This is a genomic window from Longispora sp. NPDC051575 (assembly GCF_040681875.1).
In the GTDB taxonomy this organism is placed as follows: Bacteria; Actinomycetota; Actinomycetes; order Mycobacteriales; family Micromonosporaceae; genus Longispora.
This window is the reverse complement of record NZ_JBFAZP010000002.1, coordinates 678,033-700,800: the sequence shown is the minus strand read 5'-3', so window position 1 is coordinate 700,800 and position 22,768 is coordinate 678,033. Positions and strand designations below refer to the sequence as shown.

Annotated in this window: 17 protein-coding genes; 12 read left to right on the top strand and 5 right to left on the bottom strand. The window is 74.2% G+C overall.

The features are described from left to right. Positions 1-223 precede the first annotated feature (223 nt). Positions 224-1,897: a hypothetical protein gene (locus AB0M43_RS06905; RefSeq protein WP_363721847.1), complete on the bottom strand. Its 1,674-nt coding sequence runs from the start codon at positions 1,895-1,897 to the stop codon at positions 224-226. Positions 1,898-2,407: 510 nt separating this feature from the next. Between AB0M43_RS06905 and AB0M43_RS06900 the strand changes: the two genes are divergently transcribed. From AB0M43_RS06900 to AB0M43_RS06885, 4 genes are all read left to right on the top strand, one after another. After that, entirely contained in the window at positions 2,408-2,641 is a 234-nt protein-coding gene (locus tag AB0M43_RS06900) for a hypothetical protein (protein WP_363721845.1), read from the top strand. 40 nt (positions 2,642-2,681) lie between these two features. Continuing rightward, complete coding sequence (locus AB0M43_RS06895; RefSeq protein WP_363721844.1) at positions 2,682-3,389, top strand: TetR/AcrR family transcriptional regulator; 708 nt, start codon at positions 2,682-2,684, stop codon at positions 3,387-3,389. A 469-nt stretch (positions 3,390-3,858) separates the two neighbouring features. Continuing rightward, positions 3,859-4,620 (top strand): ABC transporter ATP-binding protein, encoded by a 762-nt coding sequence (locus tag AB0M43_RS06890; protein WP_363721842.1) that lies wholly within the window; start codon positions 3,859-3,861, stop codon positions 4,618-4,620. Further along, positions 4,620-7,142, top strand: a complete 2,523-nt coding sequence (locus tag AB0M43_RS06885; RefSeq protein WP_363721841.1) for an FtsX-like permease family protein — start codon at positions 4,620-4,622, stop codon at positions 7,140-7,142. The genes AB0M43_RS06890 and AB0M43_RS06885 overlap by 1 nt, the downstream gene beginning before the upstream one ends. A gap of 126 nt (positions 7,143-7,268) precedes the next feature. On the opposite strand, the gene AB0M43_RS06880 is transcribed toward AB0M43_RS06885, so the two are convergent. After that, positions 7,269-7,955, bottom strand: coding sequence for a DUF6882 domain-containing protein (locus tag AB0M43_RS06880; protein ID WP_363721839.1), 687 nt, complete (start codon positions 7,953-7,955; stop codon positions 7,269-7,271). A 404-nt stretch (positions 7,956-8,359) separates the two neighbouring features. Between AB0M43_RS06880 and AB0M43_RS06875 the strand changes: the two genes are divergently transcribed. The 3 genes from AB0M43_RS06875 to AB0M43_RS06865 are packed head-to-tail and all read left to right on the top strand — an operon-like array spanning position 8,360 to position 10,852. Further along, on the top strand, positions 8,360-9,109 hold the full coding sequence (locus tag AB0M43_RS06875; RefSeq protein WP_363721837.1) for an SDR family oxidoreductase: 750 nt from the start codon (positions 8,360-8,362) through the stop codon (positions 9,107-9,109). 22 nt (positions 9,110-9,131) lie between these two features. Then, the gene (locus AB0M43_RS06870) at positions 9,132-9,881 is read left to right on the top strand and encodes a TSUP family transporter (RefSeq protein WP_363721836.1); all 750 of its coding nucleotides are present in this window, start codon (positions 9,132-9,134) and stop codon (positions 9,879-9,881) included. A 20-nt stretch (positions 9,882-9,901) separates the two neighbouring features. Then, on the top strand, positions 9,902-10,852 hold the full coding sequence (locus tag AB0M43_RS06865) for a TauD/TfdA family dioxygenase (protein ID WP_363721834.1): 951 nt from the start codon (positions 9,902-9,904) through the stop codon (positions 10,850-10,852). A 160-nt stretch (positions 10,853-11,012) separates the two neighbouring features. On the opposite strand, the gene AB0M43_RS06860 is transcribed toward AB0M43_RS06865, so the two are convergent. Both AB0M43_RS06860 and AB0M43_RS06855 read right to left on the bottom strand, forming a co-directional pair. After that, positions 11,013-12,002, bottom strand: a complete 990-nt coding sequence (locus tag AB0M43_RS06860; protein WP_363721832.1) for a WD40 repeat domain-containing protein — start codon at positions 12,000-12,002, stop codon at positions 11,013-11,015. Positions 12,003-12,209: 207 nt separating this feature from the next. Then, complete coding sequence (locus AB0M43_RS06855; protein WP_363721830.1) at positions 12,210-13,163, bottom strand: WYL domain-containing protein; 954 nt, start codon at positions 13,161-13,163, stop codon at positions 12,210-12,212. A gap of 102 nt (positions 13,164-13,265) precedes the next feature. Between AB0M43_RS06855 and AB0M43_RS06850 the strand changes: the two genes are divergently transcribed. From AB0M43_RS06850 to AB0M43_RS06840, 3 genes are all read left to right on the top strand, one after another. Then, entirely contained in the window at positions 13,266-13,949 is a 684-nt protein-coding gene (locus AB0M43_RS06850) for an alpha/beta hydrolase (protein ID WP_363721827.1), read from the top strand. A 63-nt stretch (positions 13,950-14,012) separates the two neighbouring features. Continuing rightward, entirely contained in the window at positions 14,013-15,263 is a 1,251-nt protein-coding gene (locus AB0M43_RS06845) for a hypothetical protein (RefSeq protein ID WP_363721825.1), read from the top strand. A gap of 109 nt (positions 15,264-15,372) precedes the next feature. Beyond that, positions 15,373-18,534 (top strand): S8 family serine peptidase, encoded by a 3,162-nt coding sequence (locus AB0M43_RS06840; protein WP_363721823.1) that lies wholly within the window; start codon positions 15,373-15,375, stop codon positions 18,532-18,534. A 77-nt stretch (positions 18,535-18,611) separates the two neighbouring features. Here the strand turns inward: AB0M43_RS06840 and AB0M43_RS06835 are convergent, their stop codons facing one another. Then, complete coding sequence (locus tag AB0M43_RS06835) at positions 18,612-19,079, bottom strand: GNAT family N-acetyltransferase (RefSeq protein ID WP_363721822.1); 468 nt, start codon at positions 19,077-19,079, stop codon at positions 18,612-18,614. A 169-nt stretch (positions 19,080-19,248) separates the two neighbouring features. Between AB0M43_RS06835 and AB0M43_RS06830 the strand changes: the two genes are divergently transcribed. Together AB0M43_RS06830 and AB0M43_RS06825 are read left to right on the top strand one after the other, a co-directional pair. After that, complete coding sequence (locus AB0M43_RS06830) at positions 19,249-19,809, top strand: hypothetical protein (protein ID WP_363721820.1); 561 nt, start codon at positions 19,249-19,251, stop codon at positions 19,807-19,809. Positions 19,810-19,850: 41 nt separating this feature from the next. Then, a complete protein-coding gene (locus tag AB0M43_RS06825) occupies positions 19,851-22,643 on the top strand; it encodes a hypothetical protein (protein ID WP_363721818.1) in 2,793 nt (930 codons plus the stop codon). The last annotated feature ends 125 nt before the right edge of the window (positions 22,644-22,768 follow it).

The following is a 22,768-nucleotide window of genomic DNA, read 5'->3' as shown; positions in this document are numbered from 1 at the left end:
GCGGTCGTCGTGGGTGATACGCGGGCCAGACCGTGCGTCGGCGACTCGGTGCGACTCCCCGTCTACGGTCCGGCCGCGCTCCCGACACCAACCCCGATCGGTCGTACAGTGGCTGCTGGCGAAAAGGGCAAGTCTGTGACAGTCGGCGCGGTGGCCTCTGGGTAGGACCTCGATACCTCGTGGCTCCTCGCCGAGGTCCAGGTTGCCGGCCGTACCGAGACCGTCATTCGGGCTCGGGCCCGGGGCTCAGATGACGGTCGGGCGGGCCGTCGGCGTCGGCCGGGTGCTCCGGGGCGGCGGGGCGCAGGGTAGGTGGCGGCCCGTAGCCCCGGTAGAACGCGGTCGGAGGGGCGGGCGTGGGTGCCGCTCCGACGCCCTTGTGGAACTGTGCGGGCGGGACGGGTGGGGCGGGCGGGGCGCCGACGTATCCCGGGTGGATGGCCCGGCTCCGGGCGGCGGGCCGGTTCCCGAACAGGCGGCCGGCGGCCACGGCCAGCCCAGTGCCCACCGCCGCCACGCCCAGCGCCGTCCACGCCGCCCGCGGGTACCCGTCGATCGTGCCGGTGTTCCACGCGTGGAACGGCAGGTACACGCCGACCCCGGTGGCGACCGCCGTGACCGCGGCCACCGCGAATCCGACGGGACGCAGCCCACGGGAGGAGACGCTGAACCCGGTGGCCAGGAGCGACCCGACGAGCAGGGCGACGGCCCCGAACAGCACGCCCGCGAAGTTCATGGGGAAGTCCGCGTTCCACCCCGCGAACAAGATCAGAGAGCCCACGGCGACGACGGGTACTGCCGACACCGCGCCGGGCCCCCACCGGTCGCCGCGCCGCCGACCGGCCAGCAGCGCCGCCGCCCAGGCGAGCAGTGCCAGGCCGACGGAGAGGCCGGTCTCCGCCCGGATCGCCGGACCTCCCGTCAGCGACGGCGCGCGATTTCCCGAAACCCGAACGCCCTTACTGTCGGTGTACGCGGGGAAGCCGATCCGGGTCCAGGTGCCGTGCCGGTCGCGCAACAGCAGCCCGTCGCGCTGGTTGCCGACCGCCACGACGTACCCGTCTCCCGGCAGCGCGAGGACGGCCACGGACGTGGACGCCAGCCGGGGGCTCGACTCCTGGTAGGCGGGCGGGTAGGCCCGGCGCAGGTGTTCGAGCCTGCCGGCCGGGACCTCCCAGGCGAGGGTCCAGGTCACCCCGTCGGCGGACTCCTCGACCCGGAGGTGCTCGCCGTCGACCCGGTAGCACTGGCCCGTCGGGGCACAGGCCGTGCGGGGCGGTTCCGGCTCCGGCTCCCCGGGGTAGGACGAGGGCGGACACGTCGGCCCGGAGCACCCGGGGGTGGGGACGGCCCTGGGCACCTCGTGCCATCGCGTGCCGTCCGAGCTGCCCAGGTAGCCGAACCGCAGCTGGCCGTCGGCCACGGACACGTCGTAGGTCGGCGGGCGGTACGCGGAGGTGGCCGCCACGGACAGCAGACAGCAGGGCAGCACGACGAGTACCCGCAGGAGACGGGCGGTCCCCTCGGGCTCCGGCCGGTCCCGTACCCGGGTCCACACCCACCAGGACAGTCCCAGCGCCGGCAGCGCCCACAGGTCCGTCGGATCGGCCAGCACCCGCGACGGCCCGCCCAGCGCGCCCCACAGCTCCGTGGCCACCGCCGCCCCGGCGCCGCTCACCTTCACCAGCGTGAACCCGGCACCCGTGACCGGCACCGCCCACCGGGCCGGCAGGACCAGGGCGACGAGGGCCGGCGCCAGCACCAGCCCGGCGACGTCGGACAGCTTCCCCGTGACGGGCCCGGGGAACGACGGCTTCAACAGATGGTCGTTGAGTACCAGCAGGAGCCCGGCCACCAGGGTGACCGGGTGCGCGAGCCAGGCGAGGGCGCGGGACATGCGCGTCATCCTGCCGTTCCGACATCGCGGACGGATCTCCGACCGGCGACGATCGCACCCGCGCCTCCGCCCCGTGCCCCGCGCCCCCGTGCCCCGTGCCCCGTGCCCCGTGCCCCGTGCCCCGTGCCCCGTGCCCCGTGCCCCGTGCACCGGGCACCGGGCTCTCGGGCTCTCGGGCTCCAGTGCTCCCGTGTCCCCGTGTCCCCGTGCCCGCGCCTCCGCCCACGGCGACGCTCGCACCCGCCCGCACCCGCTCGCCCCCGCGCCCACGGCGACGCGGAAAGCCCCAGGTCACGCCCTCGCAGCCGAGGCACAGCGCACGACCTCGACGAGGCCTGGCCCGACCGCAGCCCGGCACGTCCGGCACCCCGATCGGGCCGGTGGTCGATCCCGGACAAACCACCCAGTAGCCCGCCGGGCGGTAACGGCTTCGTGACAACCTTCGCCGGTCCCTTGGCGCACCCGGGCCGAGTGATGAGACTCGGTAACCCCGACGCGTGGAGCGTAACGATGGACTTCGACGAGGAACTGACCTTCCCTGGCCTGCACGAACGCCTCCAGGACCCGGTCGAGCGGCAGCACTGGGCGGCGCGGTTCCACGCCATCCGGGCCGGGCTCGGCACGGAACGGGCGTTCTCGCTGACGGCGAGCCGGGCCGTCGCGCACAACGGGGTGCCGGAGTTCCAGTTCGGGGTGGAGGCGGTGCTCGCCGCGCTGGCGGCCGACGAGAACCGCGACCTGTAGCCGGACCGGCGGACACGGCGGGCCTACGATTCCGCATACAGTGTTCGCGAGGGAGGACGGCGACGTGCCCGACAGCATCTGGCTGCGCCCCGAGCGTGCGGCACGGGGGCCGGCGCCGGAGCACAGCCGCGAGGAGATCGCCGCCACCGCGATCGGCATCGCCGACGAGCGGGGCCTGCCGGCCGTCACCATGCGGGCGGTCGCCGGCGCGCTCGGCTCGGGGCCGGCGTCGCTGTACCGGTACGTCGCGTCCCGCGACGAGCTGCTCGAACTCATGGTGAACGAGGTGCACGGGGAGCTGGACTACACCCGGCTCGGCTCCGGCGACTGGCTCGCCGACCTGCTGGTCCTCGCGCACGAGAGCCGCGCCGGGTACCTGCGCCACCCGTGGATGATCGAGCTGGCCAGTACCCGGGTGGCGGTGGGTCCGAGCGCCATGGACTTTCTGGAGCACGCCCTGGCCGCGATGTCGACCCTGGACGTGGACGCCATCACCAAGCTGGAGACCGTCGGCCTGCTCGGCGGGATGGTGGTCATGTTGACCCGCGCGGAGCTGGGTGACCAGCAGTCGCCGGAGGTGCAACAGGCCCGGGCGGCCTATGTGGGCGCGGTCGCCGCCGAGGGGCGCCATCCGCACCTCGCGGCGGTGGTCTTCGCCGCGGCGTCCGGCCCGGCCGCGCCGACGGAGCCGCTCTTCGACCGGGTGGTCACCCGGATGTTGACGGGGCTGCTCCGCGCGGAGGGCTAGGACGGTGGTGCGCCGGTGCCCCACGCGGTGGGGGCGGCCCCGGGCCACGGCCCGCTGACGGCCGCCCGACCGGCCGGTACCCGATGAAGGCGTCCTGAAGCGGCGGCCCGGCAACATGCCCGGCAACCGCAACCGCAACCGCAACCGGCCCCAGGCCCCCGGCAACCGGCGGCCAGTGACCGGCACCCGGCGGGCACCCGGCACGGATCGAAGCCGACGACTACGGCGAGCACATATCTCCTTTGCGGACGGTACGCGCCTGACGTAACCTAACAACTGCGAACGCTGATCGCAGAAAGCGCGGGCCCTTCCACGGGCGGCGCGGCAGGGCATCGGCGGCGCCGGGCGGCGGACACGAACACCCGCCGGCCGCAGTCGGTCCCACCGCCCCCGCCCGGGGCCACGGGACAGTTCGCGGCTCTCGCACCAGCCGGCACGGCCGGTGCGTTCGGAGACAGGAGAGACAGCGATGACCACAGCGGTACAGCCGGTCGCGGCGCGCGCGTCCGACGTGTGGAAGGTGTACGGGCAGGGCGAGGCGCAGGTGATCGCTCTGCGCGGCATCGACGTGGAGCTGGCCAAGGGTCAGTTCACGGCGATCATGGGCCCGTCCGGGTCCGGCAAGTCGACGCTGATGCACTGCCTCGCCGGGCTGGACACGGTCACCCGCGGTGACCTGTTCATCGGCGACACCCAGGTCGACAAGCTGTCCGACGGCGGTCTGACCAAACTGCGCCGGGACAAGATCGGGTTCATCTTCCAGCAGTTCAACCTGCTGCCCACGCTGACCGCGCAGGAGAACATCCTGCTGCCGCTGTCGATCGCCGGCCGCAAGCCGGATCAGGCGTGGTACGACACGGTGATCAAGACCGTGGGCCTGGAAGACCGGCTCAAGCACAAACCGACCGAGCTGTCCGGTGGTCAGCAGCAGCGCGTCGCCTGCGCCCGCGCCCTCGTGTCGCGTCCGGAGGTCGTCTTCGCCGACGAGCCGACCGGTAACCTCGACTCGCGGTCGGGTGCCGAGGTGCTCAACTTCCTGCGGAACTCGGTGCGCGACTTCGGCCAGACGATCGTCATGGTCACCCACGACCCGACCGCCGCGTCCTACGCCGACCGGGTCATCTTCCTGGCTGACGGCCAGATCGTCGATGAGCTCCTCGAGCCGACCGTCGACCAGGTGCACGACAAGCTCAAGAGCCTCGACCCGCACGCGCACGGCGGAGACGACTGATGCTGAAGGCCACCCTGAAGAGTCTGCTGTCCCGCAAGCTCCGACTCGTGCTGTCGGCGCTCGCGGTGGTGCTGGGCGTCATGTTCGTCTCCGGCGCGCTCATCCTGACCGAGACCCTCGGCAGGTCCTTCGACGATCTGTACGCGTCCGTCTACGACGGAACGGACGTCACGGTGACGGGCGGGTCCACGGTCCCCGACGGGCCGGCGGACCCGATCCCGGCCTCCGCGCTCGACAGGGTGTCCGCCGTCCCGGGCGTCCGGGGGACCACCGGCACCGTGTTCGCCAACGGCGCGCGCCTCATCGGCAAGAATGGCAAGGTCATCACCGGTGGTGGGCAGGCGTTCGGGACCAACTGGACCGGCGGGAACGACGTCGTGCGGCTGCGGGCGGGCCGGGCCCCGGCGGCGGACACCGAGATCCTGATCAACGGGACGCTGGCCGAGGCCTCCGGGTACCGGATCGGCGATGCCGTGGGCGTGCTGACCCTGGAGCCGAAGCGGGCCTTCACCATCGTCGGGTTCTTCGGCTACTCGGGGGACCGTGGCTCGCTCGCCGGCGAATACACGATCGCGTTCACCACCCCGGCGGCCCAGCGGCTGCTGCTCGGCGGGCCCGACCAGTTCACCTCGATCGACGTCACGGCCGCGCCCGGCACCTCGGACGAGCGGTTGCGCGACTCCGTGCGCTCGGCGCTCGGCGACCCGTTCGTGGTCCGGACCGGCGCGGAGATGGGCAGGTCGCAGGCCGACGCGGTGAAGGGCGTCTTCGACTTCCTCCGCGACATCCTGATGGGCTTCGCGGCCGTGGCGCTGCTCGTCGGCGTCTTCCTGATCGTCAACACCTTCTCGATCATCGTCGCCCAGCGGACCCGGGAGCTGGCCCTGATGCGCGCCATGGGCGCCAGCGGCGGCCAGGTCGTCGGGTCGGTGATCGTCGAGGCCGTCCTCATCGGGCTGACCGCCTCGGTCCTCGGCCTCGGGGCCGGGATCGGGGTGGGCGCGGGGCTCGTCGCGGCCATCGGCGGCGTCATCCCGACCAGCGGGCTCGTGGTCCCGGCGGCGGCCGTGGTCGCCGCGTTCGCGATCGGCGTCCTCGTCACCGTCCTGGCGGCGCTGGCCCCGGCGTTGCGGGCCGCCCGGATCGCCCCGCTCGCGGCGATGCGCGACGCGGCGAACACCACCCGGTCGCTGCGGACGCCCACGATCGCGGGCGGCGTGGTCACGACGCTCGGCGTGGCCGGCCTGTGGGTGGCGCTCGCGGGCGGCGCGGGCGACGACACGCTGCCCATGCTGCTCGGCGGCGTCCTGCTGTCGTTCGTCGGGATCGCGCTGCTCACCCCGTCGATCAGCCGTCCGGTCGTGTCGCTGCTGGGCCGGATCCTGTCCTGGTCGACGCCGGGCCAGCTCGGCCGGCGCAACTCGGCCCGCAACCCGCGCCGGACCGCCATCACGGCCTCGGCGCTGATGATCGGCATCGCGCTGGTGATCGGGGTCAGCGTCGTGGCCACGTCGATGAAGGCCAGTGTGGCCAGGACGATCGACGACGGCCTGCGGGCCGAGCTGGTCGTCTCCGGGGAGCAGCTCAGCGGCCCGCCGCCGTCCTTCGACCCGGCGGTGCTGGACAAGATCAAGGACACGAGGGGGGTACGCGCCGTCGCCGGCGTCTACCTCGACACCGCCACGGTCGACGACAAGGCGGGCGGCCGGGTGTACGCCACCAGTGACCTGCGGGCGCTCGCCGACATCCTCGGCCTGCGGGCGACGTCGGGTTCGGTGGACGCGGTGTCCGGTACCCAGGTGGTCCTCGACGAGGAGACCGCGCGCCACGACGGCCTCGCCGTGGGGGACCCGGTCCGGATCCGGTCCTCGCGCGGGGAGCCGGTCACCTACACCGTCGTCGGGGTGTACGCCAAGACCGGGGTCGTGGACGGGTACCTCCTTCCGCTGGCGGCGGCCGGGAACTTCCTCAGTCCCACCCCGGTGCTGGCCTACATCCGGCTCGCCGACGGGGCGAACGGGTCGGCGGTCAGGGACCAGGTCGACGCGTACCTGACGGACAGCCCCGAGGTCGGGGTCGCCGACCGCAGCTCCTACATCGAGCAGCGGACGTCGTACCTGGACATCCTGCTCGCGATGATCCAGATCCTGCTCGCGCTGGCGATCGTCATCGCGGTGCTCGGCGTGGTCAACACCCTGGCGCTGTCGATGATCGAACGCACCCGCGAACTGGGCCTGCTGCGCGCCGTCGGCATGAGCCGCGCCCAGATCATGGGCATGGTCACGGTCGAGTCGGTGGTGATCTCGGTATTCGGCGCCCTGCTGGGCATCGGGGTCGGCGTCGGCCTGGGCGCGGCGGTCGTCCGGGCGCTCGAGGACGACGGGCTGACCGTGCTGGTCCTGCCGTGGACCCAGATGTTCGGGTACCTGAGCCTGGCCGTCGTCGTCGGCGTCCTCGCCGCCGCCCTGCCGGCGATCCGGGCCGCCCGCACCGACGTACTGACCGCGATCCACTACGAGTAGTCGCGGGGGCGGCGTGGTCCTGTCCGGGCCACGCCAACGGGGGGCGGCTGAACCGCCGCCGAAGGTCGGCGGCGGTTCAGCCGCTGGTGGCCGGGCCCGCGCGGTGCGCCCCGGGCGGGCCCGGCCTCACGCCATGCTCGGGCCGGTCCACCGCAGGCGGTTGCCGGCGTAGTGCAGCGACATCCCCGCCGTGGCGAACCGGACGCTGAGCCCGCCGGGGATCTGCGTCCACCGGCCGCCGAGCGCCTCGACGTAGTGCGCCGCGACCTCCATCTGGTCGAGTTCGGGGAAGTACGCCGCAGCCAGCCCGAGCACCTGCTCGACCCGTTCCGGGGCCGGCTCCTCCGGGGTGGGCAGCACGGGGTCGTCGGTGAGGACGAAGAAACCGCCGCCGTGCGCCATCCGGAAGCCGTAGCTGCCCCGGGCGCCGAGCACGCCGAGCGCGACCACCAGGAGCCGGGTGGCCGCCTCGTTCAGGTCGTCCCAGTCGCCGAGCCGCACGCCGCTGGTGGCGAACTCGGGGATGTCGTTCGTGATCCCGTACATCCGCAGCCGCCAGGAGGCGTCCTTCGTCCACGGCCAGGGCTCCAGCGAACTGTCCGCCCAGCACCAGGCCAGCACCCCGTGCTCCGGCAGGGCCGTGCCGATCGGCAGCATCGGCAGGGTGCGCTCGCCGATCGTGAACGTCCGGTCGACGAAGCTGTGCCGCCAGGCCCCCGATCCGACCTCGGCGTCGAACACCAGCGACTGGTGCGCGGCGAGGGCGACGTGGCGGACGGCGAGCTGTTCGAACTGTGCGCTGAACCGGGGCATGACCGGATTATGACCAGCGCCCGCCAGCCCCGCCTCCAGGAACGGCGCGCCGGAGAAACGGGCAGACTACGCCACGCACCTGCCGGAAACAATCCGCGGTTGTTCGGGTATTTCACCCTGTCTCCCCAGCACCTCTAGAACTGTTGTTTCCAGTCGCCCCTTAGGGAAACGGGTCGGCAACGGCTCGCACGTGGATCGCCGATGTTCTCCCTGGTCTGAACTGGTTCGACAGTGCGGCGTGCCATCCTCTGACTGCTGTCTGTCGATGGATTGCCCGTTAGGGCATTGGCGGATGCCGATCGATAATGCGCCGTGATTCTTCTCAAAGCCGAGCCGCTTGCGACTCCCGAACCCCGTCCTTACCGTTCTAGATCAGTACGGGATGTATCCAGAGTGGAGTGCGCATGACGGGCGTCGCGGTGGTGACGGGGGCGAGCAGCGGGATCGGTGAGGCGACCGCTCGGAGGCTGGCCGAGGACGGATTCGAGGTGGTGGTCGCGGCCCGCAGGATCGACCGGCTCCGGCGGTTGGCGGGGGAGATCGGCGGCCGGGCGGTGGAGCTCGACGTGACCGACGCGGCCTCGGTGCGCGACTTCGCGGCCGGGTTCGACCGGTGCGACCTGCTGGTCAACAACGCCGGTGGCGCGCTGGGCGCGGAGCCGGTCGCACTGTCCGACCCGGCGGAGTGGGAGCGGATGTTCGCGGTCAACGTGCTCGGCACCCTGCGGGTCACCCAGGCGCTGTTGCCGCTGCTGCGGGCCGGTGCGGGCGGCACGATCGTGACAGTCACCTCGACGGCCGCGGCGGCCAACTACGAGGGCGGGGGCGGCTACAGCGCCGCGAAGCACGCCGAGCACGCGTTCAGCGAGACGCTCCGGCTGGAGCTGTGCGGCCAGCCGGTCCGGGTGATCGAGATCCTGCCCGGCATGGTGCGCACCGAGGAGTTCGCCCTCAACCGGTTCGCCGGGGACGCCGAGCGCGCCGCCGCCGTGTACGCCGACGTGGACCGCCCGCTGACCGCCGGCGACGTCGCGGCGTGCGTGAGCCTGGCGGTCGGGCTGCCACCGCACGTGAACATCGACCAGCTGGTCGTGCGACCACTGGCGCAGGCCGCCCAGCACAAGGTGCACCGGGGCGCGCTCTTCCACCACTGAAAGCCACCTGTTCGGGGGAAAGATGGACATCGTTCTACTCACGCTCGCCGGTTTCATCGCCGGTTTCATCGACAGCATCGCGGGCGGCGGCGCGCTGATCCTGGTGCCGGCCCTGCTGTTCGCCGGCTACTCGCCGCAACTGGCCCTGGGCACCGAGAAGTACGTCAGCACGGTCGGCACCCTCGCCGCGCTGTACAACTTCGCCCGCAACAAGATGGTGGTCTGGTCGCTCGTCGGGGTCGGGGTGCTGTTCGCCGTCGTCGGCGCGTTCGTCGGCGCCAAGGTCATCCTGATGTTCGACCCCGACACCATCGGAAAGATCATCACTTTTCTGGTACCGCTGGGCCTGGCCGTCACCCTGCTCCCCAAGAAGGAGCGCGGCACCGGCGAGGTGGACCTCAAGAGCCGCAAGATCCTGATCGGCGCGCCGCTGCTGTGCCTGGTGATCGGCTTCTACGACGGGTTCTTCGGCCCCGGTACCGGAAGCATGCTCGTCCTGGGTTTCCACCTGGTGCTGCGGCTCGGGCTCGTCGAGGCCTCGGCGACGTCGAAGGTGTTCAACCTGGCGTCCAACGTGGGCGCGCTGGTCGCGTTCGTCGCCACGGGCAACATCCTCTACCTGGTCGGCATCCCGATGCTGCTCGCGAACATCGCCGGCAACTACCTCGGGAGCAGGACCGCGCTGCGCGGCGGCGCGAAGGTGGTGAAGGCGACGCTCGTCGCGTCCCTGGTGGTGCTGTTCGGGTCGCTGCTGTTCAAGTACGTGTTCTAAAGAACGGGGAGGAGCAAGGCATGCGGAGACTGAGTCTGGTCACCTACCGGGTCGACGACGGGGTGCGCGACATCCTGGAGAAGACCATCACCGACCGGATCGAGGGCACCGACCTCGAACCGGACACCCACACCGCGATCCTGGCCGGGATCGGCGCCCACGCGCTGCGTACCCATCTGCCCGGCGAACTGCTCGGCGCTCTGGCGGTGTTCCCGCACACCGGGCACCACGCGCTGCTGGTGGACAACCTGCCGCAGCAGGAGTTCCCGGCCACACCCGTGGACGGCTTCGTCGACGAGACGCGCCTGGCGGTCGTCAACGCCGTGCACCTCGGCGTGCTCCAGCTGCTCGGGCTGATGCCGTACGCGGTGGACTACGAGAACGACGGCCTGCTGATGCGCAACGTGGCCCCGAACCCGAGCGCCGCCGGGACCACGAGCTCCTGGGGCGCGGACACGGAGTTCTTCTGGCACACCGACAACCCGCACCTGCGGTTCGGCGAGCCGGGTACCGACCCCCGGGTCAGCGTGCCCCGCTACCTGACGTTCTACGCGGTCCGCAACGACGAACGGGTGGCCACCGAGCTGATGGCCGTGGAGGACGCGCTCGACCAGCTCGACGAGTCCGACCGGCGGCTGCTGTCCTCGGACGTGTTCGAGGTCGGCGCGCCCGCCTCGACCGACCCGACCGAGCCGCTGCTCCTGACCGGGGTCCCCGTGCTGGAGGGCCACCGGGTCGGGTACCGGGTCCGGTTCGACCTCGGCACCACCCGGGGCACCACCCCCGGATCGGAGGAGGGCCTGGAGCGCTGGAAGGCGGCCCTGGGGCGCGCGGCGGCGTGGGAGCCGGTCCTGGAACCCGGACAGGTCCTCGTGTTCGACAACTACCGGTGCCTGCACCGGCGGACCGCGTTCACCCCGACCGACCCGACGCGCAGCCGGTGGCTCCGGCGGTGCTACGCGAGCGCGTGACGGAGGGAGGGGCCCGGCGACGGGCCCCTCGGCCACCGCAGGGCCCTGCCACCCAGGCGACGGGGCGGGCCCTCGGTCACCAGAATGGCGCCCCCGCGACGCGGCGGACTCCGCCGCCGTGGCCGGATGGAACAAACGCGTCAGGAGGTACCGCGGCCCGTCACGCGGCCGGCACCAGGTCGGCGACGTGGCCGCCGTCCAGCGGTTCCCACACCCGCACCACGCCGTCCAGCCCGACGGCGATCGCGGCGAGCCGCCCGTGCCGCTCGGTGAGCGCCACCCCGGCCACCCAGTCGGCGAGGGGAGCGAACGGCGCCCCGATCTCGGCTCCCGCGAGGTCCCACAGCCGCACCGCGCCGTCGGTCGTGCCGGCCAGCACCAGCGTCCGGCCGTCGCGGCGCACGGCCGCCAGCGCCGACACGTTCTCGTCCTCGTCACCGACGGGCAGCGGCTCGCACAGCGCCTCGCCCGACGCCAGGTCCCATGCCCGGACGTGACCGTCGGCCCCGACCCCGGAGACCAGGGCCGCGCCGGTACCGTGCCCGACGAGCAGCGCCGGCGGATCCACGACCACGCCGCCGAACCCGCCGTCGAGCAGCGGCCCGCCGATCCGGCTCCCCTCCGCCAGATCCCAGGCCTGCAGCGCGACCTCGTCGAAGTCGTAGTCCCCGGCGTCCTCGTCGAACGGGTGGTCCGACAGCACCGCCACCAGCTGGCCGTCCCATTCGGCGAGCGCCACCGCACCGGCCCAGTCGTCGAGCGGACCGGCGGCCAGGGCGCCGGCCACGAGGTCGTACACCCGGGTCAGGCCGTCGGAGTGCAGGCAGACGGCCACCGACAGGTCGTTCCACGTCGTGACGCACATCCGGGTCACGTCGTACGGCAGCTCGACCGGCCCGGCCAGCGGCGCACCCGTCTCCAGCTCCCACAGCCGCAGCGACTCTCCGCCCGCGCTGACCAGCACCGGCCGGCCGCCCAGCACCGTCGTGGCGAGGGCGTCCACCGAACCGTCGTGCGCGGCGACCGGACCGCCGAGCGCCGCGAGCGTGTCGACGTCGAACCGCAGCAGGCTGCCGTCCTCCCCGCCGACCACCGCGACCGTGCGGCCGCCCGCCGCGCCGACGGCCACCTCCGTCCACCGCGTCGCCATGCGTACCCCCATCCGAGAACTCCAGTATGGACAGGCGCCGAGCCTAGCCGCCCCCACCGACATTTCCGCGCCAGCTGCACGGTGACGTCTTCCGGATATGACTATGGGGTCCGGGCACCATCCCCACGTGCCGTTCGCGCCCTGAGACCCGCCGCGACCTCGACGAGATCTACCGGACACGCCCTGGCCGGACGCGTCGGCGCCCCGTCAGGGCTCCTTGACCGCTGCGGTCAGCCTGGCCGCGAGTGTCGCGACGGCGGCCCGCAGCTCCGGGCCGCCGTCGACCCGGAAGTCGAACGGGATGGTCGGCAGCCACTCCTGCGCGTACATCGCCGGATTGCCGGTGCTGCCGACCAGCACGCACCCCTCGCCGTGCGGCTCCAACCGGCCCATCGGCGGCCGAACCCACGGGGCCACCTCCGCCAGCGGCGCGGCGAAGACCACCCGGGTGCCGAACGCCCACCCGGTACCGAGGTTGCGCTCCAGTACGGCCACCGGGTCGAGGTCCGCGGGCGGCTCGAAGGCGTGCCCGGTCGGCTCGACGGCGCGGACCCGGTCCACCCGGTAGGTGCGGATCGCGTCCGCGCGGTGCGAGTGGCACAGCAGGTACCAGTGGCCGTGCCGCACGACCACCGCCCACGGGTCCACCTCCGCCTCCCACGCGTCCCCCGAGCCGCCCTGGTAGCCGACCCGCACCCGGCACCGGTCCGCGACGGCGGAGACCAGCGCGCTGAGGATCGTCGGGGCCGGCCGCGACGCCGACCGGTCGGGCGCGGCGGCGGCGTGCTCCCGGAGTACGGCGGCCTGCCGGCCGACCCGCTCCGGCAGTACCCGGATCACCTTGCCGAGGGCCTCGGAGACCAGGCCGTCGGGGTCGCCGCGTTGGCCGTCGAGGGCCGCCATCACCAGGCCGAGCGCCTCCGCCTCGGTGAACACGACCGGGGGCAGCCGGGTTCCGCGCCGCAGCCGGTACCCGCCGTGCGGGCCCCGGGTCGACTCCACCGGGATGCCGGCCTCCCGGAGGATCCCGACGTAGCGGCGCGCGGCCCGCTCGGTCACGCCCAGCCGCGCGCCGAGCTGCCCGGCCGTGGTGCCGGGGCGGTTCTGGAGGATCTCCAGGGTGCGCAGGGCCCGGGCGGTGGGGCTGTCGGAGTTCGCCACCCGGGCAGCCTAGGCGACCGTCCCGGCGAACCTGGAAGCAGAACGTCCGGAACCGGCCCTAGGGTGGGAAGCGACCGACCGCACGAGAGAGAGAACCCCGTCATGGACATCCTGCTCATCGCCGGCCTGTGGCTCGACGGATCCGTCTGGACCGACGTCGCCGCCGAGCTGGACAAGCTCGGCCACCGTCCCGTGCCGATCACCCTCCCCGGCCAGGGCGACGGCGCGCCGGCCGCCACGCTCGACGACCAGGTGGCCGCCGTCGTCGCCGCCGTGGACGCCGCGACCGGGCCGGTGCTGGTCGTCGGGCACTCCGCCGCCTGCACCCTCGCCTGGCTGGCCGCCGACGCCCGCCCCGCCCGGGTCGCCGGGGTCGCCCTCGTCGGCGGCTTCCCGTCCGCCGACGGGGAACTGTACGCGGACTTCTTCGACATCGTCGACGACGGGATGCCCTTCCCCGGCTGGGGACCGTTCGAGGGGGCCGACGCCGTCGACCTCGACCAGGACGCCCGCCGGGCCATCGCGTCCGCCGCCGTCCCCGTCCCGGTCGGCGTCGCCCGGGGCGTGGTGCGGCTGGCCGACGAGCGGCGGTTCGACGTACCCGTCGTGGTGGTGTGTCCCGAATTCAGCCCCGACGAGGCCCGCGCGTGCGTCGACGGCGGGGACGTGCCCGAACTCGCCCGGGCCCAGCACGTCGAGTACGTGGACATCGACTCCGGGCACTGGCCGATGTTCACCCGGCCCGCCGAGCTGGCCCGGATCCTCGCCGAGCGGGCGGTGGCCTAGCCGGGCGGCGAACTTTCCGGGACGCTGGGCGTAATCCGGGGGCCGTTTTCCCGACCCAGGTACATGAGAACCCCGTCCCGCCTCCTCGCCGTCGCCGCCGCGCTGGGGACCCTCGTGGCGACCGCCCCGCCCGCGTACGCCGCCCCGACCGTCCGGCGCACCGCCGTCGTCCTGCTCGACTTCCGCGACAGCGCGTTGCGGGACCCGGACAAGGTGCGCGCCACCTTCGCCGCGCAGTTCTTCGGCCCGGCCCCGTCGGTGGTCAGCTACTACGAGGAGGCGTCCGACGGCCGGCTGCGGTACGCCCCGGTGGGCGACGGCGGACTGTTCGGCCCGTGGCCGGCGGACCTGGACGCGACCTGCGACTTCACCGCCATCCAGCGCGCCGGACGCGCCGCGCTCGCCGACCACGGGGTGCCCGCCGACGCCTACGACCAGCTCGCGGTGGTGATCCCGAGCCAGAAGAACAAGTGCGCGTGGGCGGGCCTGGCCTCGGTACCCGGCGGCACCGCGCTGCTGATGGACTACCTGAGCCTGACCGGCACCGTGCACGAACTCGGCCACAACCTGGGCCTGTCGCACGAACGCCGGCTGGTCTGCGAGCCGGCGTCCGTGGCCGCGTGCGCCGAGGACGGCTACAGCGACCGGTCCCCGATAGGCGGCGGCGGCCTGGTGGGGCTGTCGGCCCCCGAGCTGATCCACACCGGCTGGCTGCCGGCCGACCGGCGGGTGGCGGTCACCCGCACCGGCCGGTGGACCCTGGCCGCACTGCACGCGCCGCGCGACCGGCCGGGCCCCCGGGCGCTGGAGATCGCGGTGGGCGCGCGCAAGGTCGTCGTCGAGTACCGGGCGAAGGCCACGATCGACACCACCACCCCCGGCGTGTACGCCTACCGGGTCGACAACGCGAAGTACGCCGACGCCCCGCTGCTGGACGCCACCCCGGGCACCAAGGGGACCGACGACACCGCGCTCGCGGTCGGCAGGCCGTTCACGGACGCGGCGGCGAAGGTGACGGTCACGGTGCGGTCGGTCGGGGCCTCGGGCGCCGAGGTCGAGGTGCGGATCGGGGATGCCCCCAGCCCGAGCCCGTCGCCCACGCCGAGCCCGTCGCCGTCGGTGACGCCGAGCCCGTCCGCGAGCGCCACGGTCCCGGCCTCGGAGGATCCCGCGGCGGCGGAGCCGGTCACGCCCACGCCCCGGTCACAGCCGGTGCCGGCGGACAGTTCCTATTCCTGGTACGCCGCCGGCGGGGCGCTCCTGCTCCTGACCTGCGCCGGAGCGCTCCTCCTCCTGCTGCGCCGCCGCCGTTGAGCCGACGGGGACGGGCCCGTCCGCCGGGAGTTCCGGTGGGCGGGCAACGCCCGGAGTGCCCGGCTCCGTCCTCCCGGTAGAGATCATCCACCTCTCCGGAAGGACAGCGATGCGTCCACGATGGCCGGTCGGCGTAGCCCTGACCGCACTCCTGCTCTCCGTGCTCCCGGGCGCCGCGCGGGCCACCCCGCCACCCGCCCCGACCGGCACCCCGCCCGGCCCGGTCCACACCGTCACCCTGGTCACCGGGGACCGGGTCACCGTGGCCGGCGAGCGGGTCTCCGTGGTCATGGCCCCCGGCCGGTCCCACGTCGGCCACATCGTCAGGAAGGCCGACGGCCACCTGAGGGTCACCCCCGCCGACGCCCTCGACGGGCTGCGCGACGGGAGACTCGACCCCCGGCTGTTCGACGTCACGACCCTGATCGCCTTCGGGTACGACGACGCCCGCCGCCCCGACCTGCCCCTCCTCGACCAGGCCGGCACCGGGTTCGCGGCCGGCGTGACCCCGCGCAGGCTGGCCAAGAAGGACGCCGCCGCGTACTGGGGCGGCCACCGGACGGCCGCACCCGGCAAGCTCTGGCTCGACGGGCTCCGCAAGCCGCTGCTGGACCGGAGCGTGCCGCGGATCGGCGCGCCGGAGGCCTGGGCGGCCGGGCACACCGGCGCGGGCGTGACCGTGGCCGTCCTGGACACCGGCGTCGACGCGGGACACCCGGACCTGGCCGGCCGGATCGGCGCGACCGCGAACTTCACCGACGATCCCGACGCCGACGACCTGGACGGGCACGGTACCCATGTCGCGGCCACCATCGCCGGGGTCGGCCCCGTGCACCGGGGCGTGGCGCCCGGCGCGACGCTCGCGGTCGGCAAGGTCTGCGCCGCCCACGGCTGCCCGGAGTCGGCGGTCCTCGCCGGCATGCGCTGGGCGACGGTCGAGCGGCACGCCCGGGTGGTCAACCTGAGCCTCGGCTCCGGGGACACCCCGGAGGTCGACCCGCTGGAGCAGGCCGTCGACGCGCTGACGGCCCAGACCGGCGCGTTGTTCGTCGTCGCCGCCGGGAACGAGGGCCTCGACGGCAGCGTCAACTCGCCCAGTACCGCGGCGGCGGCCCTGTCCGTGGCCGCCGTGGACGCCGCCGACCAGCGGGCCCCGTTCTCCAGCCGGGGCCCGGGCGCCAACGGCGCGGTCAAGCCCGAGATCTCCGCGCCGGGGGTGGACATCGTGGCGGCCCGCGCGGCGCACGGCGTCGCCGGCACGCCGGTGGACGACCTGCACACCCGCCTCAGTGGCACGTCGATGGCCGCCCCGCACGTCGCGGGCGCCGCCGCCCTGCTGGCCGGTCAGCACCCCGACTGGACGGCCGCGCGGGTGAAGAACGCGCTGACCGGGAGCGCCCGGCCCGTCGGGGACGTGCCCGGGCAGGGCGCCGGCCGGGTCGACGTGGGCCGGGCCGTCCGGCAGGCCGTGGTCGCCGAGTCGGGCGCGCTGGACTTCGGCACCCAGGAGTACCCGCACGGCGACGACACCCCGGTCACCCATCAAATCGGGTACCGCAACCAGGGTTCCGCCCCGGTCACCCTCGCGCTGCGGGTCGAGGGCGCCGCGCCCGACGGCCGGCCCGCCCCGGCCGGGATGTTCACCGCCGACCCGTCGGTGACGGTCCCGGCGGGCGGCACGGCCACGGTCACCGTCACGGCGGACACCCGGGTCGGCGGGCCCGACGGGCGGTACACGGGACGGGTGGTCGCGACCGGCACCGACACCGCGCTGGTCACCGCGTTCACCGCGCACCGCGAACGCCAGCTCGTGCCGGTCACCGTCCACCACACGGCCCCCGCCGACTGGCGGCTGGAACGCTACTCGACCAGCCTCACCTCCGACGCGGGCGACGGCTCCTACTTCCTGGGCACCGGGGAGGAGACGCTCCGGGTGCCCCCGGGCCGCTACTCCGTGGCCACCGTGCTGCTCGGCCCCGACGGGATGGGCATGCTCACCCGGCCGGTGCTGGACGTGACCGGCCCGGCGACGGCGGAGATGGACGGCAGACAGGCCGGCAGGTACGAGGTCACCGTGCCGGAACGCGGCGCCGTACCCCTCGGCGCGTCCGTCGGCGTCCGACTCGCCGGCCCGTACGGGCCCACCACGACCTGGATCGGCGCGGACCGGCTCGACCAGCTCCGACTCGCCCGGCTCGGCCCGCCGCCGCCCGCCGGCCGGTTGGCCTCCATCGTGTCCACCACCCTCGCGGCCGACGGCCCCCTGATCGACAGCCCGTACGCCTACCACCTCGCCTGGGCGATCGCCGACCTGCCCAGCTCCCGACGCCAGCGGATCGAGCCCCGCGACCTGGCCACAGTGCGGACCCGGGTGTCCGGACCGGTGGACCCGAGGTTCCCGGTCGCCGAGCACGCGGTGTTCCCGTTCGCCCGGTCCCTGGGCTTCGACTCGGCGGCGGGCGTCCCGCTACCGGCCAGGGTCGGCTCCGAACGGACCGGGTACCACCTGAGCGGCGGCGACATCGGCTGGAACGCCTACCTGGCCAAGAGCGCGGCCACCGGCATGGAGTACCACGCCGTCGACGACCTGACCACCTACCGGGCGGGCCGCCAGCACACCGAGGAGCTCAACAGGCCGGTGTACGGCCCCGCGGCCCTGCCCCGCCTGCTCACCCGGAACGGCGACGAACTGTCCACGATCAGCACCATGCGCGGCCCGGGCGGCGCCGGCTGGTACGGCCTGCGCGCCACCGACACCACCACGGCCGGCACCGCCCTCTACCGCGACGGCACGAAGATCGCCGAGACCAGCTCCGTGAACGGCATGATTACCACGGTCCCGCCCGGGCCCGCCGACTACCGCCTCGTCATGACCTGGGCCGACCCGACCGCCGTCCTCAGCGACCGGATCACCACCGAGTGGACGTTCCGCTCCGGCCACACCGCCGCACCCACCCCGCTGCCGGCCCTGGCCGTGGGCTTCACCCCACACCTCGACCCGGAGGGGTACGCGCCCGCCGGCCGGCCGTTCCGGCTCCCGATCACGGTGTCCGGCGCCGACGGTTCCCGGGCCACGGCGCTGACCGTGGACGCCTCCTACGACGGCGGGGCGACCTGGGTGCCGGTGCGCGTGGCCCGGGACGGGACCGGATGGTGCGGGCAGGTCCGGCACCCGGCGGCCGGGGGAGGGGTGTCACTGCGGGCCACGGCCACGGGGCCGGGCGGCGCGCGGGTGACCCAGACGGTCCACAACGCGTACCGGATCCGGTAGCCCGGTGCGCGCGGCACCGTGGACCCCGGACACCACGGTGCCGCGCCCCGGTACCCCCGCTCGTCGCGGGCCGACCGTCAGCGGAGCGGCAACCGCATCAGGATCTCGTCGGCGACCTCCTGGTCGGTGAACCCGTAACGGGCATAGGCCTGGTACGCGGCCTGGTTGTGCGGGTAGACGTGCAGCTCCAGGGCCTCGGCGCCACTCTCCCGGGCCCAGTCGGCCACGGCGTCGATCAGCCGGGCGGCGACCCGCCGGCCCCGCGCCCCGGGGGCGACCCACATGCTGATCAGCTCCGCGCGGCCGTCGGGATGCGGGAACCCGCAGACCAGCCCGACCGGGAGCCCGTCCCGCTCGGCGGCGAACACCGGCCCGCCACCGGGCCAGGACCGCCACTGCTCCTCGGGGCGGGCGAGGGTGTCGGCGTAGGTCCCGCCGAACGCGTCGGGCGCGTCCAGCAGCGCGGCCAGCCGCAGCCGCCGGGTCAGCTCCCAGTCCCCGGGCCCGAGCCGCCTGACCGTCACCACGTCCACCGCATCAGCCATGCCGGAGATCGTCACACACGGTCACCACGACCCGCCACCGGTTTGGGGACCCCGCGAACAGGCGGTCCCCGCAGGGGAACTCAGGCCCTCGGTGGCGAAAACCGCCCTAGGGGACAACTCCGGGCGAACCCCGATGGCGGGCCCAAGATCGCTCCGGCAGCGTGGGGTCATGCCCCTCTGGTACCGCACCCGGGTCGCCCCCGCCGCCCTCGCCCTGGCCGTCGTCCTGCTCGGCTGGATCGCCGTCCTGATCGCCACCGGTTCCAGCGAGGACGTGCTGTTCGCCCAGCCCGGCACGGAGTCCACCGGGAGCGCCGTGCTCGACGCGGGTACCGGGGTCGGCGAGGCGTTCGTCGTGGTCGGCCAGTGGTTCGTCGACCCGTGGGTCTGCTACGACCTGGTCGAGGTCGCCGTGTTGCTGCTGCTGGCGTACTGGGCGCGGCGCCGACTGCCGGTCGCCCGGCTCGCCGCGTTCGCCATCGCCGGGCTGCTGATCGGCGACGCGTGCTGGGACCTGGCCGAGACCGGCGCGGAGGGCGGCTGGCCGCTGCTGGTCGCGGTCGCGATGGCCGCCCTGCTGGAACTGCCGATCGCAGGGGTGTGCCTGTACCTGGCGGGGGCGGGACTGCGGCCGTGGCTCGCCGGCGATGGCTGGGGCGCGGCCCGCCGGTCACCGGTGGCGGTGGGGTCCGGCCACCATGGAGTGATCAACATTGACGGTCGGTGCTAATTTGGGCGCTTCATCCGAGCGTCCACCCGACCGGAGGCACCGTGACCGAGTCCGATCCGCCGGCCGTCTCCTCGGGGTACCGACCCGGGAGCGTGGGGTCGGAGGACGACCCCCTGCTCGGGGAGCTGGGGGAGCGGCTGGCGGAGCTGGTGCTCGCCGTGGCCCGGGGGCCGGAGTTGGCTCCCGCGCTGCGCGACAGCCGGGTCAGCCCGGAACGCCTGGCGGAAGAGGTCGAGGGAGCCGAGGACGCGCTGCTGCGGGCGACCAACCCGCAGATCACCGCGCTGCGGACCGCCGAGGAGGCGATGCTCCGGCACCAGACCGGGCAGGCGTCCGGCGGCGCGGTCACCGACCCCGCGGGCCGGTTCTGGGCGTTGTGCTTCTGGGGCGCGGTCTCGGCTTGGGCGGCCACGGTCGCACCCCTGGTGGGCCGGCGGCTCGGTTCGCCGCTGGGCGTCCTCCTGGCCCTGACGGCGGCGGTGCTCCTGATCTGGATCTGCCTTCGACGGGTACGGGCGCACGCTGACCCCGAGTTCCTCCGTCGGACGCCGAGCACCGGGCCCGACTGGTGGGTGGCGCACGTCGGGTTGGGGCTGCTCGGGGGCTGGTTCGCCGTGCGCGGCGCGCTGTGGCCGGCGACGGTCAGGGGCACGGGGGAGCCCTGGGCCTGGGCCATCTGGGCGGCGGCCACGGCCGCGCTCGCCTGCTTCGTCGTGATCGCGCTGGTGGGCGGCCTGGGCAACCTCCTCTCCCCGGGTACCGTGACGAAACCGGTCCCGTCCGATCCGCTGCTGCGGCGCGCGGCCCGGTGGATCCCGGCGGTCCTGCTGCCCGGTGCCGTGGCGGCCTGGGTGCTCGACGGGAGCCCACTGGTCGCGGGCGGACCCGCCGCGCTCCTGCCGCCCGCGGTGCCCCTGGCCGCGGTGCTGGCGACCTTCGGCCTGGTCCGGGTACTGCGCTGGCTGTCCCGCCGGCCGTTGCTCCGCCGACTGTCCAGGGACTCGACGCTCGCCGGCAGCCTCGGCTGGCGCTCGGCGGAGCGGGTGCTGCTCGACGAGCTGACCCTGTGCCGGCAGCGCTGGGACCACGCCGCCCGGCAGGTCCTGCTGCCGTTCCTCACCGACCGGCTCAACGCCCTGGTGAAGCCGGCGTACACCACCCGGCTGTCGGTGCTGGACGCCAGCGGGCTGCGGCTCATGCACGCCGCCGACCGGGTGATCATCACCGGCGTGTTCGAGGAGTTCCGCCGGCGGATCGACCAGGTCGGCGGGGGAGCGTTCGGACTGTCCGGGCCGCGCGGCGTCGGCAAGTCGACCCTGCTGGAGTACTACCGGGCCGGGCGCTTCCTGCCCACCGGTACCCGGCACCTGGCCGTCTCGGAGAGCGTGCCGGTGGCCTACGACGCGCGCGAGTTCGCCCTGCACCTGTACGCCAGCCTGTGCCGGGAGGCCCGGGCGCACGGCCGGGGCGACGAGCGGCCCGGCTACCGGGCGCGGCTCGCCGGCCTCCTCGCCCGCTGCCGGTTCGCCGCGGTGATCGGCGCGGCCGGCCTGGCGGCGGCGTACCTGGGACAGCCGCTGGTCCGGGGACAACGGCCGCCGGCCTGGGACTGGCTGGTCGGCGTGTGGTGGCAGGCGGTGCTGCTGGCGACGGTGGCCGGCGTGGTGCTGTCCGTGGCGCGGCACGACCGGCTGCGGGCGCGCCGACCGCTGCGCCCGGCGGACGTGGACGACCTGGCGACCCTGCACGAGTACGCCGACGCGAAGCTGGAGCAGATCCGGTACCAGCAGAAACACGTCGCGGGCTGGTCCGGCAAGGTCGGGTTGCCGTTCGGCGCGGAGGCGCACCGCAGCGGCTCGGTGGAGTTCGCCCAGCAACCGCTGACGTACCCGGAGATCATCACGGACCTGCGGGAGTTCCTGGGCGTGACCGTGCGGGTGCTGGCCGCGCAACCCAACATCGCGCCCATCCCGGTGGTGATGATCCTCGACGAGCTCGACAAGATCCTGCTGCCCGAGCGGGCCCAGGAGTTCCTCAACGAGGTGAAGGTGCTCTTCGCCCTCGACGTACCCGGCTGCCTGTTCCTGATCTCGGTCTCCGAGGACGCGCTGTCGTCGTTCGAGCGCCGGGGGCTGCCCATCCGGGACGCCTTCGACTCGGCGTTCGAGGACATCTTCACGGTGCGGTACCTGAACCTGGCCGACACCGGCGCCCTGCTGCGCAGCCGGACCGTCGGGATCGCCGAACCGTTCGTCGCGCTGTGCCACTGCCTGGCCGGCGGCCTGCCCCGCGACCTGATCCGGGTCGCCCGCGCCCTGGCCGCCGCGCGCGGCACCGAACTGGGCGACGTCTGCCGCGAACTGGTCGGCGCGGACCTCCGCCGCAAGATAGACGCGACGTGCGCGGTGATCGCCCGCCAGGTCGACGCCGAACCGTACGCCAGCCTCCTGATGCGCCACCTCGACGCGCACGCCACGCCCGACCCGGCCGTGCTGCTGGCCGCCGTCGGGGCCCCGCCCGTCACCGACCGGCCGGTCGACCTCACCGCCGAGGACCACGCGCTGCTGGTCCGCCTCCAACACGAGGCGCTGGGCTATCTGTACCACTGCGCGACCGTGCTGGAGGTGTTCGACGCCGGCCTCACGGCGGACCGGTTCGGGGCGGCGCGGGACGGGGCGGGGGCGGGGTCGTTGGACGCCCTCGCGCGGGCCCGGCAGCTGTTCGCGGTGAACTCGCGGCTGGCGTGGTTGACGATCGGGGGGTTCCGGGCGGCGTGGGGCCTGCGGGAACTGGCACCACCGAGCATCACCGCACCTCGGGACGCCGCAGCCTGACCCCAGCGGGGACATCCACCGCCCGAAAGCGTGGGACGTGGCCGGAGGCGGCGCGTCTTCTCGGTGGCTGGCCCTGACGACGAACCCCTGGCCTCGTCTGGTTGGCTGCGCCGGTCGGCACCGTC

Excerpts from the sequence above, each read along its gene's own strand:
- AB0M43_RS06905 (WP_363721847.1), bottom strand. The coding sequence starts at position 1,897 with ATGTCCCGCGCCCTCGCCTGGCTCGCGCACCCGGTCACCCTGGTGGCC.
- AB0M43_RS06900 (WP_363721845.1), top strand. The coding sequence starts at position 2,408 with ATGGACTTCGACGAGGAACTGACCTTCCCTGGCCTGCACGAACGCCTC.
- AB0M43_RS06890 (WP_363721842.1), top strand. The coding sequence starts at position 3,859 with ATGACCACAGCGGTACAGCCGGTCGCGGCGCGCGCGTCCGACGTGTGG.
- AB0M43_RS06885 (WP_363721841.1), top strand. The coding sequence starts at position 4,620 with ATGCTGAAGGCCACCCTGAAGAGTCTGCTGTCCCGCAAGCTCCGACTC.
- AB0M43_RS06880 (WP_363721839.1), bottom strand. The coding sequence starts at position 7,955 with ATGCCCCGGTTCAGCGCACAGTTCGAACAGCTCGCCGTCCGCCACGTC.
- AB0M43_RS06875 (WP_363721837.1), top strand. The coding sequence starts at position 8,360 with ATGACGGGCGTCGCGGTGGTGACGGGGGCGAGCAGCGGGATCGGTGAG.
- AB0M43_RS06870 (WP_363721836.1), top strand. The coding sequence starts at position 9,132 with ATGGACATCGTTCTACTCACGCTCGCCGGTTTCATCGCCGGTTTCATC.
- AB0M43_RS06865 (WP_363721834.1), top strand. The coding sequence starts at position 9,902 with ATGCGGAGACTGAGTCTGGTCACCTACCGGGTCGACGACGGGGTGCGC.
- AB0M43_RS06860 (WP_363721832.1), bottom strand. The coding sequence starts at position 12,002 with ATGGCGACGCGGTGGACGGAGGTGGCCGTCGGCGCGGCGGGCGGCCGC.
- AB0M43_RS06850 (WP_363721827.1), top strand. The coding sequence starts at position 13,266 with ATGGACATCCTGCTCATCGCCGGCCTGTGGCTCGACGGATCCGTCTGG.
- AB0M43_RS06845 (WP_363721825.1), top strand. The coding sequence starts at position 14,013 with ATGAGAACCCCGTCCCGCCTCCTCGCCGTCGCCGCCGCGCTGGGGACC.
- AB0M43_RS06840 (WP_363721823.1), top strand. The coding sequence starts at position 15,373 with ATGCGTCCACGATGGCCGGTCGGCGTAGCCCTGACCGCACTCCTGCTC.
- AB0M43_RS06835 (WP_363721822.1), bottom strand. The coding sequence starts at position 19,079 with ATGGCTGATGCGGTGGACGTGGTGACGGTCAGGCGGCTCGGGCCCGGG.
- AB0M43_RS06830 (WP_363721820.1), top strand. The coding sequence starts at position 19,249 with ATGCCCCTCTGGTACCGCACCCGGGTCGCCCCCGCCGCCCTCGCCCTG.